Raw genomic sequence first — 15,785 nt, 5'->3', positions numbered from 1 at the left:
ACATCGCCAAGGTCGTCGGCATCCGCCTCTCCCTCAGCTGTGACCCCGTCGCGCAGCTAAGTCTTTCCAAATAAACATAACATTCATATATATGTGTAATTCTTATAATTCATCAGCTGTCCGCTTTGCTCTTGTACTATTACTGGTGGGGCTAGGATGGACGCGGACCGCTAGTGCACAAGACGATTTATTGAATCAGTTAGAGACCCAAGAAGCGAAGCCCACCAAAACCGAGTTAGTGGATGCCACCTTCAAAAGTACCCGGCTCATTAGTGGTCACACGGTGCAAACCCCCGGCCAGGGAACTATGATGTTTCTAATATCGCACCGTTTTGGTACGCTAAATAGTGGGGCTTATAACTTTTTCGGCCTCGATCAAGCTACACTACGCCTAGGCTTTGAATACGGACTCACCGACCGGCTCACAGCAGGCCTTGGACGCAGCTCCTTGGAAAAAACGTTCGACGGTTTTCTCAAGTACAAAGCTATTCGGCAAAGCACGGGCGCACACGCCATGCCCGTGTCGGTAACAATGTTCGCTTCTTCGGCTTTAAATACGCTTCGGTACAGCGATACCTTCGACCGTACCTTACCCCGACGCATAGCCTATACTTATCAGGCTTTGATTGCACGCAAGTTCAGTCCTGATCTGTCTCTGCAACTTATGCCGACTTTAGTTCATAGCAACTTGGTGGCCACCACACAAGACCACAATGATGTATATGCATTGGGAGTTGGTGGGCGGCAAAAAATAACTAAGCGCACGTCGCTCAACGCTGAATATTATTATTTACTACCCAACACTAAACCCACCGGCGTGCGCAATGCTTTAGCGCTAGGCTTCGACTTGGAAACTGGTGGTCACGTGTTCCAATTGCACGTAACCAATTCGCAGGGCATGATCGAGAAATTTTTCGTGAGCGGTACGCGCGGTAATTTCTTTAATGGAGACCTCTATTTCGGCTTCAATGTCAACCGCAATTTCACGGTTCGCCCCAAGTCAGGTTTTCGCCACTAATATTTCCAACCACCTCTTACTTCTATTTGGTGATGCGCGTCAAGCTTTTGCTACTGATCTTAGTGACTGTGCTGATCTGGGCCAACTGGAATGCACCAGAGATGCACCATTTCGTACAACCGGCCACAACAGTGGTTTGGCAACTATCCCCACTAGCTAGCCCTGCCGCAGCCCAAGCCTTGGAAACCCAGCTCGCCGAGACGCCAGGCGTGAAAGCCTGCGCGGTGAGTTGGCGCACCAACTGCGTGGCCTTTGTTTATCATCCCGACCAAGCAACGCCCGCCACGCTGATCCAAGCCTTGAACCGAACTGGTGTAGAGGTGGCTTCGGAAGGATCCGTTGCGACGTCCTCCCCTACGATCCGGGAATGCCCTGTGCCGCCGGGTTACGCGTTGTTACTTGACCGTATTCGCTTCACCCTGAATCTGCGGCGCTTTTTCGTAGCCGTGTAAGGAGCTTATTGCCCCACCCTTTCAAATTATAAGACCCCAGCCCCTTTTCTTTTCCGGCTTTTTATTTTCCTACTTACATACATTCTTTCTCCTAACTCTTATGCGTACCCTTCAACTTTGGCTGGCCAGTGCCAGCTTAGTAGCCACTGGTTTACTTGCCACTGCCTGCGACTCGTCAACCGAAACCCCAGCACCAGATTCTCTTTACGTCCGAATGGGCGGCAAAACTGGTATTGAAGCCGTGGCGGACCAAATGGTAGCCAACGTAGGAGCCGAAACGGGCCAGACCAACTCCTTGATGTTGCGCTCGCACAAGCCTTTGCTTGATGCCGTCAACGGCGTAAATGGAGCCGCCCCAACCGACCCGACCCGCTTGACCCGCTTACGTAATAACGTAGTAGATCAATTTACGGCTATCACCGGCGGACCACTACCCTACAATGGCAAAAATATGCTGGTGGCCCACACCAACATGCAAGTGACAGTTGCCGAATACAAGGCTTGGCGCGCACTACTCGATAACTCTTTGGAAAAGAATAAGATCGGAGCGCAAGAGAAAGTTGAGTTCACGGCTCTTATCGATGCCATGGAGGCCGATGTTGTTAATCATTAGGCTGTAATATGAATTTTCACTCACAAAAAGGCCACGAGCAGGTGGCCTTTTTGCTGAGAATTATCCGGTTGAACTTCTGTTAACAAGTGCTTACTACTAACCTATCCTTTATGATTTATCCTTTTAAGGCAATTAGCCTGACTTACAAAAAAGCGCCTTTGGCCATTCGTGAGTTGCTGGCCTTGGATGAGGCAGCCTGCAACCGTCTACTGCGCAAATTGCAATATGACGTGGGCTTATCAGATTTGTTGGTGCTTAGCACATGTAATCGTACCGAGGTATACTATTCCGCCGAGAACGACCAAAGCTCGGCAATTATCGAGGCGCTGGGAGAAGTGAAAGGAATGACTGACAGCATGAATTGGCAGTCTTATTTCACCACCTTTAATTCTGCTCAAGCGGCCATACGGCAGCTATTTGAGGTAACTCTAGGTCTCGATGCACAGGTAGTAGGCGATATGCAGATCAGTAATCAAGTGAAACGAGCTTATCAACGCTCGGCAGAAGTCAAAGCAGCGGGTCCGTTCTTGCACCGGTTACTGCACTCCATTTTAGCGGCCAACAAGCGAGTACAGCAGGAAACTGCCTTCCGTGATGGCGCCGCTTCCACTTCCTATGCCACTTTGGAACTGGTGCAAGAACTTACGGCCGGTATGGTGCAACCACGCGTACTCATAGTCGGACTCGGGGAAATAGGCCAAGATATTTGTCGCCATTTCGGCAAATCCAAACGCTTTGCTCAAGTCACTATTTGCAACCGGACCCGTTCCACGGCCGAGGCGCTGGCCGCAGAGAACAACTTACAGGTACTGGACTTCGAGCAGATAGCCGATGGTTTGTTGGCCGCAGATGTAGTTATATCCTCGGTTGCTGCTCCCATTCATTTTTTCACCCGTGATTTTGTAGACGCGTTAGCTATCCAGCGTTCCATATTTTTCATCGACCTATCGGTGCCTCGCAGTATTGGCGCCGACTTGGAAAGTGTGCCAGGCGTGTTGGTGTACAATATAGACACGATCCAAAATAAAGCTTCTCAGGCGCTGGCGCAGCGCTTAGCTGCCGTTCCGCTCGTGCATGCCATCATCGAGGAAAGCATGAACACCCTGCGGGATTGGATGCGAGAAATGCAACTGTCCCCTACTATTCAAAAGTTGAAAAATACGCTCGAGCAGATGCGGCAACAAGAAATAGGGCGCCTTCAGAAAAGAGTTAGTGCCGATGAAGCACGTCTCATGGACGAAGTCACCAAATCTCTGACTCAGAAGTTTCTGAAGCTGCCAGTATTGCAACTTAAGGCTGCTTGCCAACGGGGCGAAGCCGAGCAGCTTACGGCCGTACTAGTTGAGTTGTTTGCCCTCGAAGGCCGTTCCCTGCAAGCATCTGATTGCTAACCAGTAAAAGGCATAATAGCCTTTTGCTTGCGAATATTGATCTGTCTTGCTATGCGTAGCAGTACGGCTTTGCTCTTGCAGTACTGTCTACTTTCGTCAGCTCGCGGTATGCAGCCATTAATCGAATTTCGTGCACTGTCAGTACCCCGATTGGTATAACTCATAGCTGCCAAGTGGGGCTGACGAGCGAATGTACGCGGTGAGATAGGCGTGCACAGCAGAGCCATACGGGGCCATGAATTGACTAGACGAATCATTAACGGCATGCCTCACGCCGCCTGTAACTCAGTGAGTGAAACCCACTCTTTAACCTCGATGCCGTCAGCATCAATGGTAGGCGGCATACTTAAACTGCCATCAACAGCGGGAACAACTTAGTTGTATGACCGAGATGAGTACCATGAGAATTCATCTAGCCAAATAAGTTTGACTAACTTCTCCCCTAGTCATCCCTGCCCGCTTTATGCCTCTAGTTCGTCTCATGGACCCGCTCGGAGTGGCACGATATGTCCTTTTCCGGTGATGGCTTGCCGCAAGCATAACTCTTCCCAGGAACAGCGCTAGCAGCGCGACCAGTACCGACACAGATGCTGCCAAATTGCAAGGCCTCGGGAGTATTCTCGCGGCGGGGCGCCCTCGCGGAATTGGCTCCGCATCTGGTGAGTCAGAATTGCCGCTTGTTGCGTTGCCAAACCACTTGCTTGCAGCTGCTTTTGCACCTGCTTATTGGACTGCCCTTGCCGCATGAGCTGCCCCACATAATCGTAAAGCGCTTGCTTGTTGCCTTTGCTTATTTCCATCCAGAGGCCCAGGTAAGTAGAAAAATTAGTACTCAGTTGTCGTTTTTGTGCGTCTATCCTCTTTGCAAAGAGGCCATTCGCTACTTATCTACTCGCTATAGCGGTTTCCGGGGTTGCTTGCGCGCGGCAGAAATTAAGTGCTACCCGACCCTATCAGCTTTCTTTTATTGACCGCACTAAACCGAGTACAGATAAGCCGTGGTGGGAAAGTCGCGGCCGGGTGGCCTCGTATGCTCAAGTCAACCACTGAGCCCGCCCAACTGCCCGAAATTATTGCCTTGCAGAATCAACGGCGCAGAGATACGGAGGCACTACGCATGAAATAATTATCAGCCGCTCAAACGAACGGCTGATAAATTAGAACCGAGTACTTCCGTTTTGAAAAATACGCACACGTTAATGGCCGCAGTTGTTGCTAGACCGAGTGCGGATGGGGAGTGCCGCAAATCACCATATCGCCTTGCATTGAAGGTCCAATCCGGACGGTGAGGTTGTTGATGCGCATGTAATCATTTTGCTGAGCGTGCCTTAGCACGACGCGCTGGTGATCAGGCGGCCATCTTCACCTGGCTTAGCTCATGACGCAAAGCGGCGATTAAGTAATCTACTTCCGTTTGAGGGCGCGCTGCCAAGCGGAAGTAATGACTACTGCAATTAAGCTTGTTGCCGCAGTTACGCACAAAGCACTGATGGTGGAGCAGGAGCCGGTCTCGTAGCTGGTCGCCATTGATATGTTCCTCTACTTTGACGTACACAAAGTTGGCGAAGGAAGGAAACACGGTCAATTCCGGCACTGATTGCAATGCGTGCAGCAAGTAGTTACGGTCTTCGATCACGCGCAGGCGGCTGGCTTCGTAGGCTGGCTTTTCCGGCAATACCAGTTTGAGGAGCAGTTCGGTGATGCCGTTCACATTCCAGTAGGGCACGTGCTGGCGCAGCCTCTGAATGTTGGCTGGGCAGCTGATAGCGTAGCCCATGCGCAGGCCATGCAGCCCTAAATTTTTGCCCAAACTCTTCAACACCCACGCATTGGGAAACTGCGCTACTACATCTTGAACGGTGGGCGGTTCCGACAGGGAGAAATCAATGAAGGACTCATCAATAACCAACGTATTGAGGTGGCCGAGTTGCTGCATGATCCAGAGCACTTCGTCCCGACTCATAAGTGAGCCTGTGGGGTTGTTAGGGTTACAGAGCACCGCGTTTTTCACTCCCGCTGCCTTGACGGCGTGCACAAAGTCAGCGGCGGTCAGGTGTTGGTGGTGCGCATCCTGGTAGGCGACGTAGTGCACCTGGCGACCCAGACCCTGCGGCTCATCGGTCCAGCGGCCAAATGAGGGCACGGGCACAAGTACGTTGTCTTGAATGAAAAGCGTGTTGAGCCAGGAAATCAATTCGGTTGAGCCATTGCCGACAATCACACTCGCCGGATCGGGCAGATCAGCAAAGGCACACACGAGTTCGGCTAGTTGGGCATTGCTGCTGGGATAGTACTTGAGGGCGTAGGGCAGTTTGCGGTACAATTCCGCCATCATGGTGGCGGGCGGAAAGTATGAGTTGACGGGAATGCAGTAATCATGCAGGTGCCCCGCGTCCTCGAAATTATTGGTCAGACTCGCGTAGGAAGGACTGTGGGAAGTTTGCTGAAACAATGAGAGGTCGAGGCTGGCATTCGGAGAAATTAGGGTGCTGGAATTCATGGGCTTTCGAAGTGGGTTAAACAAGTAATGCCCCGATAAGCAGAGCACTGAACTGCCCATACAACGAGCCCAACGCGCCGTGAATTGGCGTAAGAAGAATTCTTGCTCGTGCTGATCGACTAGATGGCAGCTACAACCGATAAGTCGGGGTTGTATGTAGACGAGCGCAGTTGGTACGTCAACACAAAAAGAACTGGTATCTCTATATCCTGGCAGTATAGGTTCCAATTTGCCGTTTGCGCAGCCCCAGGCCGTGGCTGAATTACGTCACAGCCTTCCCCAGCTGGTAGCCAATGCCGCCCAGCAGCTCTGCGTTGAGGTGCCGCAAATAGAAGGATACCGACTTTCGCTTGTGAGCACAGACTCAGTACCCTAGTAGTTGCCTCAAAAGATATTGCCGTTTTGCAGGAGGCGGTTGATGTGGGCGTCAGCTTGCCGGAGCGGGAAATGATTGATCTACTCGTCGGCTGAGGTAGTCGCACCGCGTGGCACTAAGCCATTCAACTGGTTGGTAGTGCCGTGGCTGAGCAAGGAGTATCGCCGCAGAATGACCCGCGCACGTCTCTTACAGATTGGTGTAATACGCGCAAGGCAAGCAGGGCTTCAGCTAGCACCGGCCGCACTAGCTCAAGACCCAACCAACGACTTAGAAACGTGCCCAAGTTGTCTGCTTCTTGCCTGCGCGGCTAGCTGGCGCCACCGGCTCGTGCCCGCCTAGTAAGTACGCAAACTAAACTCATCTTGAAAAAGCTCAATGGGCAACAGGCACACTTAGCACGCTGAGGATGAATAATATGTGAGACGAAAAAACACCTTTAGGCGCTGGGCATGCAGGAAAGTTTTTGAATGTATTTAGTTGCCGCTTCATACTCGCTTCATGTCCTGGTGACTTGGTTTGTGCTGTCAACTCACGACACAAGCTGCGCAGCATCGGTCTTCCAGCTTAGGATTGGCACCGGCATTCCCACCTATAATCATCGGCTTTTCGCTACCCGAGCAAAGCCAACTACAAGCATGCATGAACACAAACTAGACGCCCCGGACAATCGATGAATTTCATGGCTTGGCCACGACATCTGCTGAATTGCCAACCTCCTATTCCACCCAAACACAGCTTGATTCGCCGCTTGGTGCGGGTCCAACGCGCCGCCTTACTAGTCACCGCTGAGCGCCTCGTCTAACAAAACATTTTTATGTATCACCCAATGCCTGCCCTATCACCTAAAGTGTTTATGAAAACCGTGCTAACGCTAATGATTTGCGGTGTTTTGTACTGCTGTACCAGTTGCTCAGAAGAGAAGAAGGAAGTAGAAGAACAAATCAAACTGGTAGCCACCAGTCCGCTGCTCAAAGACACGACCATCACCAAAGAGTACGTCGCTCAAATTCACGCCATCCAGCGCATCGAGCTGCGGGCCCTGGAGAAAGGCTATTTAGAGAAGATTTACGTCGATGAAGGACAGCACGTGCAACGAGGGCAGCTTATGTTTCAGATCAAGCCCACGGTGTACCAGGCTGAGCTGAAAAAGTCGCAGGCCGAAGCCAACTACGTGGGCCTGGAGTACCAGAACACCAAGAAGCTAGCCGACAATAACATTGTGTCCGGCAGCGAGTTGGCCTTGGCCCAGGCCAAGTACGACAAAGCCAACGCCGAGGTATCCCTGGCCCGAACGCACCTGCAATTCACCACGGTGAAGGCGCCGTTTACTGGCATTATGGACCACTTTCAGGCTCGGCTGGGTAGCTTGGTTGATGAGGGAGATTTGCTGACGACGCTCTCCGACAACAGCAAAATGTGGGTGTACTACAACGTACCGGAAGCGGAGTACTTGGCCTACAAAGCGCATTCCAAGTCGAGCGACAAGGCCACCCGGGTGAAGCTGCGCATGGCTAACAACGAGGAGTTCGACCAGACCGGCTTGGTGCAAACCATCGAGGCCGATTTCAACAACGAAACTGGCAACATCGCCTTCCGGGCCACTTTCCCGAACCCCGACGGGCTGCTGCGCAACGGCGAAACTGGCAGCGTCCTGATGACGGTGCCGCTTAAAGGCGCCCTGATTATTCCGCAGAAAGCCACGTTCGAAATTCTGGAGAAGAAGTATGTTTTCGTGGTCGACAAAAACAACGTGGTCCACCAGCAGGAAGTCGGCATCGCCTCCGAAATGCCCGACCTGTACGTCATTAAATCCGGCATTACCGGCTCCGACCGGATTCTGCTGGAAGGCCTGCGCAAAGTGAAAGACGGCGACAAGGTAGCCTATGACTACAAAGCGCCGCAGGTCGTCATCTCGCATCTGAAAGTGTACAGCGAGTAAGAATGTCCTGTTGGGCGCGGCCCCGCAGAACCACACCCCCGGCCCCTCTTCAAAAGAGAGGGGAGCCTGACGCCAGCGCAGAACCGGCGCCCCCTCTTTTTTAGAGAGGGGGTCAGGGGGTGAGGTTAACGCCAAGCTGGCCCTTTTCCTAAACAATCAGCCAGAATATGTTCAGTAAATTCATTCGGAGGCCAGTATTTGCCATTGTTATTTCGATAGTCATCCTGCTGATGGGCGGACTGGCCATCATGCAGCTGCCCACGTCGCAGTTCCCGGAGATTTCACCGCCCTTGGTCATGGTGAGTGCGTCGTATCCCGGCGCTAGCGCCAAGGTGCTCACCGAGTCGGTGCTGATTCCGCTGGAACAGGCCGTGAACGGCGTGCCCGGCATGAAGTACATGACCTCCGACGCCGTGAGTGCCGGCGAGGCCAACATTCAGATTGTCTTCAACCTGGGCACCAACCCCGACCAAGCCGTGGTGAACGTGAACACCCGTATTGCGCAGGTGCTCAACCGCTTGCCGCTGCTGGTGCAGCGCGAAGGCGTGGTGGTGAACCGCGTGGTGCCCAACATGCTGATGTACGTGAACTTGTACTCGAAAGACAAGAACACCGACATGAAGTACCTGTTCAACTTCGCCGGCGTAAACATGCTGCCCGAGTTGCAGCGCCTGGGTGGTATTGGGCGGGCCAGCATCCTGGGCAGCCGGCAATACGCCATGCGCGTATGGCTGAAACCCGACCGGATGCGTGCCTACAACATCTCGGTCGATGACGTGATGAAGGCGCTGGATGAGCAGAGCGTTATCGGTTCGCCGGGCCGCATCGGCCGCAGTGACGGCAAGCAGGCCCAGTCGCTGGAGTACGTGCTCAGCTATCAGGGCCGCTTCAACGACGTGGAGCAGTACAAAAACGTTGTTCTCAAGGCCAATGCCAACGGCGAAAGCCTGCACCTCAAGGACGTGGCTAACGTGGAGTTGGGCAGCGAGTACTACGACATCTACTCCAACCTGAACCAGTACCCGTCGGCGGCCATCGTGCTGAAGCAGACCTACGGCTCCAATGCCTCGGATGTAATCAAGGAGGTGAAGGCCAAGCTGGAAGAACTGAAGAAAACCAGCTTCCCGCCCGGCATGGACTACAAAATCACCTACGACGTGTCGAACTTCCTCGACGCCTCCATTGAAAACGTGATTCACACCCTGCGCGACGCTTTTATTCTGGTGGCCCTGGTGGTGTTCCTGTTCCTCGGCGACTGGCGCTCGACCTTGATTCCGGCCATTGCGGTGCCAGTGTCGCTGGTGGGCTCGTTTATTGCCATGCAGGCATTTGGGCTGACCATCAACATGATTACGCTGTTTGCGCTGGTGCTCTCGATTGGCATCGTGGTCGACAACGCCATTGTGGTGATTGAGGCCGTGCACGCCAAGATGGCGGAAGAACATCTATCGCCTTATAATGCCGTCCGCAAGGTGGTGGGCGAAATCAGTGGGGCCATCATTGCCATCACCATCATGATGACGGCCGTGTTCATCCCTGTTTCGTTCATGAGCGGCCCGGTGGGCATTTTCTACCGCCAGTTCTCTATCACCATGGCCACGGCCATCGTCATTTCGGGCCTCGTCGCTCTCACGCTGACGCCGGTGCTCTGCGCTATGATTCTGAAAAATCACCATGGCCAGCCCAAGAAGAAAACGCCCATGCAGCGCTTCTTCGACTGGTTTAACCGCAGCTTCGACAAGCTGACCAACGCCTACACTGGCCTGCTGGAGCGGATTGTGGCCAACCGCCTCATCACCTTCGCCATGCTGCTGGCCTTCGGGCTGGGCATCTGGGTTATCACGGCCAAGCTGCCGGCCGGCTTTATTCCCAGCGAGGACCAGGGCCTGATTTACGCCATTGTGCAGACGCCGCCCGGTACCACGCTGGAGCAAACCAACGCCGTGTCGCAGCGCCTGGCCGGCTTAGCCAAGGACGTGCCCGGCATTGCCAACATCTCCTCGCTGGCCGGCTACGAAGTGCTTACCGAAGGCCGCGGCTCGAACGCTGGCACCTTGCTGCTGGACTTGAAGCCGTGGTCGGAGCGCAAGGAATCCATCGCCAACATCATTGGCAATCTGGAGCGCAAGGCGCACGAAATCCCCGGCGCAACCATCGAATTCTTTGAGCCGCCGGCAGTACCCGGCTACGGCGCGGCGGGTGGCTTCCAGCTACAACTGCTCGATAAAACCAATTCCGGCGACTACAAGGCCCTGGAAAAGGTGAACGCCGAATTTATGGAGAAACTGAAAAAGCGCAAGGAGTTGGCGGGCTTGTTCACCTTCTTCTCGGCCAACTACCCGCAGTATGAGCTGAAGATTGACAATGAGTTGGCCATGCAGAAAGGCATAAGCATTGGCAATGCTATGAACACACTTTCCATCATGGTAGGCAGTACGTACGAGCTGGGCTTCATCAAGTACCAGCGCTTTTTCAAGGTGTTCGTGCAGGCTTCGCCGGAGTACCGCAAGCTGCCCGAAGACATCCTGAACATGTGGGCCAAAAACGATAAGGGCGAAATGGTGCCGTTTTCGGCCTTCATGAAAATCGTGAAGACGCAGGGCGCCAACGAAATCAACCGCTACAATATGTACACCACGGCCTCCATCCGTGGCGGCGCGGCCAACGGCTACAGCAGCGGCGAGGCCATCAAAGCGGTGCAGGAAGTGGCGCAAGACTTGCCCCACGGCTACGACATCGACTGGGGCGGCTTGTCGAAAGACGAAGTGGGCCGCGGCAACGAATCGGTTGTCATTTTCATGATTGTGCTGGTGTTCGTGTACTTGGTGCTGGCCGCCCAGTACGAAAGCTTCCTGCTGCCGCTGGCTGTTATCTTCTCCCTGATTGCGGGCGTGTTCGGGTCGTTCCTGTTCATCAAAATGTTCGGCCTGGCCAACGATATCTACGCCCAAGTAGGTCTCGTGATGCTGGTGGGCTTGCTGGGTAAGAACGCCGTGCTGATTGTGGAATTCGCGGCCCTGAAACACGAGGAAGGCATGTCGGTGCGCGACGCGGCCATTGAAGGCGCACGGGTGCGTTTCCGCCCCATTCTGATGACTTCCTTCGCCTTCATTGCTGGCCTGATTCCGCTAGTAGTGGCTACCGGCGCGGGGGCCATTGGCAACCGCACCATCGGTAGCTCGGCCCTGGGCGGCATGCTGTTCGGCACCGTTTTCGGGGTTATCATCATCCCCGGCCTGTACTACTTCTTCGGCACCCTGGCCGGCAATAGCAAACTAATTCGGGACGAAAACGAGTCCCCCGTATTCGAAGGCGTAGAGCCGCGTGTATTAATCGAAGAAATAGAGCCTTATGCTTAAGAAACGCCTTTATCAATGCCTGAGTGCCGCCGGTTTTGCATTCGCCGTTGGCGCTTGTAAAACGCCAGAGCTGGCAGTAAAAAATGAGAACCGCAACACGCCGGCCAGCTACAATAGCACCCGGGATACAACCAATATGACGCAGGTTCGGTGGAAAGAGTTTTTCACCGATCCTAACTTGGTTGCCCTGATTGATACCGCCTTACACCACAATCAGGAACTCAACATTGCGTTGCAGGAAATCCAGATTGCCCGCAATGAGGTGCAGATCAGAAAAGGTGACTATCTGCCATTTGTAGGCTTGGGGGCCAAGGCCGAAGCCGAGCGGCCGGGCCGGTACACGCTACAAGGAGCAACCGAGGAAAATATCAATATCAAACCCGATAAACGGACGCCCGACCCGTTGCCGAACTTCCAGGTGGGCGCCTTTGCTAGCTGGGAGGTGGATATCTGGCACAAGCTGCACAATGCCCGCAAGTCTGCGGCCCTGCGGTATCTAGCGACTGTCGAAGGCCGGAATTTCACGACGACGAACCTGATTGCCGAGATTGCCAATTCGTACTACGAACTGTTGGCGCTCGACAACCAATTAGCCATCGTCAGGCAGAACATCGAAATTCAAAGCAATGCGCTGCAACTGGTACGGCTGCAAAAGGAATCGGCGCGGGTGACAGAGCTGGCGGTACAACGATTTGAAGCGCAAGTCCATAACACCCGAAGCCGGCAGTACAACATTCAGCAGCGCATCACGGAAACCGAAAACCGGATCAACTTCCTGGTGGGCCGCTATCCGCAACCAATTACCCGCAACGATGCGTCGTTCAACGACTTAGTGCCGACCGTCATTCAGGCGGGTGTTCCCGCTCAATTGTTGCAAAATCGGCCCGATATTCGGCAGGCCGAACAGAATTTGCTGGCGGCCAAACTAGATGTGCAGGTGGCGAGAGCCAACTTTTATCCGTCGCTGCGCATTACCGGGGCTACGGGTTTCGAGGCCTTCAAGCCCGGCTTACTGTTTACCACACCCGAATCCATGCTGTATTCGCTGGCGGGTGATTTGGTAGCGCCCTTAGTTAACCGCAACGGAATAAAAGCGGTGTATGGCAGCGCAAATGCCGTGCAGACCCAGGCGGCCTACAATTACGAGCGGACCGTGCTAAATGCTTACGTCGAGGTGTCCAATCAGCTAGCCAACATCAGCAACCTGGCGAAGAGCTACGACGAGAAAGCCCAGGAAGTGCAGGCCCTCAACCAGTCCACTACAATTTCCAATAGCCTCTTCCGCTCGGCCCGGGCCGATTACACGGAAGTGCTGTTCACCCAACGAGACGCTTTGGAATCGAAATTTGACTTGGTTGAAACCAAAATGAAGCAACTCAATGCCACCGTCAATGTGTACCGGGCCTTGGGTGGCGGCTGGAATTAATTATGCCCTTTGCACAGCCGGGCGCGTGGTGCTGCCGGCTCCACCCAAAGCTTTAATGTCAGCGCTGGGAGCGGCACGCAGCGAAATTATGCCGCAGCAACCAGCCCAAAGGGGCACGTCACCCCGCCAGAACATAGAACCCATTGAACGGAGGGCCGTCGAAGGGGGACTGAACTGATAATCGTTGGGGGTGTTGCCCACGCTACGGCCGTCAAGCAACTCCGTTTTCAGGCGGCGCAAAACGATTCAGCGGAGGGCAGTTGCTGTCAGCTTTTGTCCTGCTGGTGGTCCGCAACGCAGGAAAGAAGGTTTTTGAAATAAGCTAGTGAGTTCGGGCACTATTGGGCTGGACTCTCTTATCAACAGCCCTTATTGCTTGGGCTATGTCGGCGTAATTTGGTACTCGCCAGTCGGCCGGTTAATTGTGCGCTTGGTTGTTCTTTTCAGCTTGTTCATAAGCAGCAAGTAGGAGCCTGCGGAAATAAAGAAGCCGACAAACCAAGCATAGTTATAAATTTCTAGCAGCCAGGGCCAAATTATATCCCGGGATAGGAGACCGATGGTAGATAAGAAGCCGGGTATATTAGGTGCAATTCCCCCCGCAAGTGCCACGAGCGCGCTGGTATTAAAGCCGTTATGGTAGGCATAGCGGCCAGTGTACTGATAAAGGTCCGGCAGGTACAGCTGTTGCTTGCGGATAAAGTAATAATCGGCAATCATGATGCCGCCAATAGGCCCGAGCAATGCCGAATAGCCTACCAGCCAGGTGAAAATATAGCCTGAAGGGTCCGCAATTAGCTTCCAGGGAAAGATCAGGATGCCAATGACGCCGGTGATGTAGCCGCCCGTTTTAAAGCTGATGTGTGCCGGTGAGAGGTTGGCAAAGTCGTTGGCCGGACTGACGATGTTGGCCGCGATGTTGGTAGCCAGCGTCGAGAGGGCAACAGCCACCATGGCCCCGCTTACCAGCAACTTGCTATCGAAGCGGCCCGCTAGCACCACCGGGTCCCATATGGTTTGCCCGTAAATAAGGAAGGTGGCCGAGGTAACTACCACGCCAATAAAGGCAAACAGCGTCATGGGTATCGGCAGCCCCAAGGCTTGCCCGACCACCTGGGCCCGCTGACTTTTCGCGTAGCGGGTAAAGTCCGGAATATTCAGGGATAAAGTGGCCCAAAAGCCGACCATACCCGTCAGGGACGGAAAGAAGAAAGCCCAAAATTCGGCGGATGAAGTGAACTTAGCGGGCCGCGCCAAAATAGGCCCTAAGCCATTACCCGCTCTGATGGCCCAAAATAGCAGGGCCAGCGCGGCAAAAGGCAGGAAAAATGCTTTGAACACGAGCAGCTTCCTGATACTATCAACCCCCAGATACACCACGTAAATGTTGAGCAGCCAGAACAGCAGAAACGTAAGCGCCGGCCCGGTTTCCAACGACCACGAAGCCGGAAAGATGGCGGGAAGGGTGGCAATAGCCGGTACCCACAGCCTCACCATCTGATAGAGTGCGTACCCGCCTATCCAAGTTTGGATGCCGAACCAGCCGCAGGCAATAATTGCCCGCAGCATAGCCGGAATGTTGGCTCCTCGCACCCCAAAGCTCACCCGCGCAAACACCGGAAACGGAATACCATAGGTGGCGCCGGCGCGCCCGTTCAGAATCATTGGGGCCAGCACAATGCTGTTGCCCAAGAAGATGGTCAGGATGGCCTGCCACCAGTTCATACCACCCTCAATGAGCGAGCTAGCCAGCATGTAGGTTGGAATGCACAAGCTCATGCTGATCCAGAGCGCGGCGTAATTCCAGGTATTCCACGTACGGTCCCCTAAGGCTACCGGGCCCAGATCTTCACTGTTCAAACGGGCATCTTGCTGCCTAGCGCCTGGCACTTGCGCCCTATCCATGGGGAAATGGCTTAAGCAATAGATTACATAATGAACTGATTAACCGCTTTATACATCTCTACAGCTACAGTACCAGACAAAGCTATTCTTTCCTTAACAGATCAATAGTTACCGGTGTCGGCAGCCCTAGCTGACGTGCTTTGCCGGGCAGCGTCTTGTGTTTTTCTTTGCCTAGAGCGGCGGTAGGTTCGGGTACCCAATGATGCAGGCCGCCGGCCCGCTCGTCGTTGAAGGTCGTCGGAATTGTATCGGCCAGGGTGCGTTCCTTCCACGTCTGATGCTCGGTGCCATCGTCGGTGCGCTCCATGGTGATGCAGTTTTCGACGGGGCAGACCAAGGAGCACAGGTTGCAGCCCACGCAGTTTTCCTCGATAATTTCGGGGACGCGAGTGCCTTCGCGCAGGGCAATAGCCTGGTGTGCTCCGTCTTCGCACGCCGTGTAGCAGAGCTGGCAGCCGATGCACTTGTCTTCGTGAATGTTGGCCGTCACCTTGTACTTCAGGTTTAACTCTTCCCAAGGCTTCACATTGGGCAAGGCTTTGCCCACCATGTCGTAAATAGTGTGGAAGCCCTTTTCCGCCATGTACTGCTCTAGCCCCGCCGTCATTTCGCGGATAATGCCGAAGCCGAAGTGCATGGCGGCCGTGCACACCTGCACCGAAGAGGCCCCCAGCAGAATATGTTCCACTGCATCACGCCAGTTCTCAATCCCGCCGATGCCGGAAATGGGCAACTGCACGTGCGGGTCCTGGGCACAGTTTTTCACCATGTTCAAGGCAATAGGCTTCACGGCCGGACCGCAG

General features: G+C 54.0%; 11 protein-coding genes. 7 read left to right on the top strand and 4 right to left on the bottom strand.

Features of this window, described 5'->3' with window-relative positions; translation table 11 throughout:
- Nucleotides 1-91: 91 nt before the first annotated feature.
- From ACFE7X_RS23410 to hemA, 4 genes are all read left to right on the top strand, one after another.
- Nucleotides 92-1,018, top strand: coding sequence for a DUF5777 family beta-barrel protein (locus ACFE7X_RS23410; protein WP_375438102.1), 927 nt, complete (start codon nucleotides 92-94; stop codon nucleotides 1,016-1,018).
- A 32-nt stretch (nucleotides 1,019-1,050) separates the two neighbouring features.
- Nucleotides 1,051-1,470, top strand: coding sequence for a hypothetical protein (locus ACFE7X_RS23405; RefSeq protein ID WP_375438101.1), 420 nt, complete (start codon nucleotides 1,051-1,053; stop codon nucleotides 1,468-1,470).
- A 100-nt stretch (nucleotides 1,471-1,570) separates the two neighbouring features.
- Nucleotides 1,571-2,083 (top strand): hypothetical protein, encoded by a 513-nt coding sequence (locus ACFE7X_RS23400; RefSeq protein WP_375438100.1) that lies wholly within the window; start codon nucleotides 1,571-1,573, stop codon nucleotides 2,081-2,083.
- Nucleotides 2,084-2,193: 110 nt separating this feature from the next.
- Entirely contained in the window at nucleotides 2,194-3,474 is a 1,281-nt protein-coding gene (hemA, locus tag ACFE7X_RS23395; protein WP_375438099.1) for a glutamyl-tRNA reductase, read from the top strand.
- A gap of 1,348 nt (nucleotides 3,475-4,822) precedes the next feature.
- Here hemA and ACFE7X_RS23390 read toward each other — a convergent pair.
- Entirely contained in the window at nucleotides 4,823-5,974 is a 1,152-nt protein-coding gene (locus tag ACFE7X_RS23390; RefSeq protein ID WP_375438098.1) for a pyridoxal phosphate-dependent aminotransferase, read from the bottom strand.
- A 1,232-nt stretch (nucleotides 5,975-7,206) separates the two neighbouring features.
- Here ACFE7X_RS23390 and ACFE7X_RS23385 point away from each other — a divergent pair.
- From ACFE7X_RS23385 to ACFE7X_RS23375, 3 genes are all read left to right on the top strand, one after another.
- Nucleotides 7,207-8,292 carry an efflux RND transporter periplasmic adaptor subunit gene (locus ACFE7X_RS23385; RefSeq protein ID WP_375438097.1) on the top strand — a complete coding sequence of 362 codons (1,086 nt, stop codon included), beginning with the start codon at nucleotides 7,207-7,209 and terminating at the stop codon, nucleotides 8,290-8,292.
- Nucleotides 8,293-8,459: 167 nt separating this feature from the next.
- Entirely contained in the window at nucleotides 8,460-11,651 is a 3,192-nt protein-coding gene (locus ACFE7X_RS23380) for an efflux RND transporter permease subunit (RefSeq protein ID WP_375438096.1), read from the top strand.
- A complete protein-coding gene (locus ACFE7X_RS23375) occupies nucleotides 11,644-13,077 on the top strand; it encodes a TolC family protein (RefSeq protein ID WP_375438095.1) in 1,434 nt (477 codons plus the stop codon). Before ACFE7X_RS23380 ends, ACFE7X_RS23375 begins: the two co-directional genes overlap by 8 nt.
- On the opposite strand, the gene ACFE7X_RS23370 is transcribed toward ACFE7X_RS23375, so the two are convergent.
- The 3 genes from ACFE7X_RS23370 to ACFE7X_RS23360 form a co-directional block, all read right to left on the bottom strand.
- Entirely contained in the window at nucleotides 13,078-13,317 is a 240-nt protein-coding gene (locus ACFE7X_RS23370; RefSeq protein ID WP_375438094.1) for a hypothetical protein, read from the bottom strand.
- 141 nt (nucleotides 13,318-13,458) lie between these two features.
- Complete coding sequence (locus ACFE7X_RS23365; RefSeq protein WP_375438093.1) at nucleotides 13,459-14,982, bottom strand: NCS1 family nucleobase:cation symporter-1; 1,524 nt, start codon at nucleotides 14,980-14,982, stop codon at nucleotides 13,459-13,461.
- Between the two features lie 82 nt (nucleotides 14,983-15,064).
- On the bottom strand, nucleotides 15,065-15,785 hold a 721-nt coding region (locus ACFE7X_RS23360; RefSeq protein ID WP_375438092.1), incomplete at its 5' end, for a 4Fe-4S dicluster-binding protein.

Source organism: uncultured Hymenobacter sp., assembly GCF_964242765.1.
Lineage (GTDB): Bacteria > Bacteroidota > Bacteroidia > Cytophagales > Hymenobacteraceae > Hymenobacter.
Note: the sequence above shows the minus strand (reverse complement) of the source record. Positions and strands in the feature narration are given on the sequence as shown.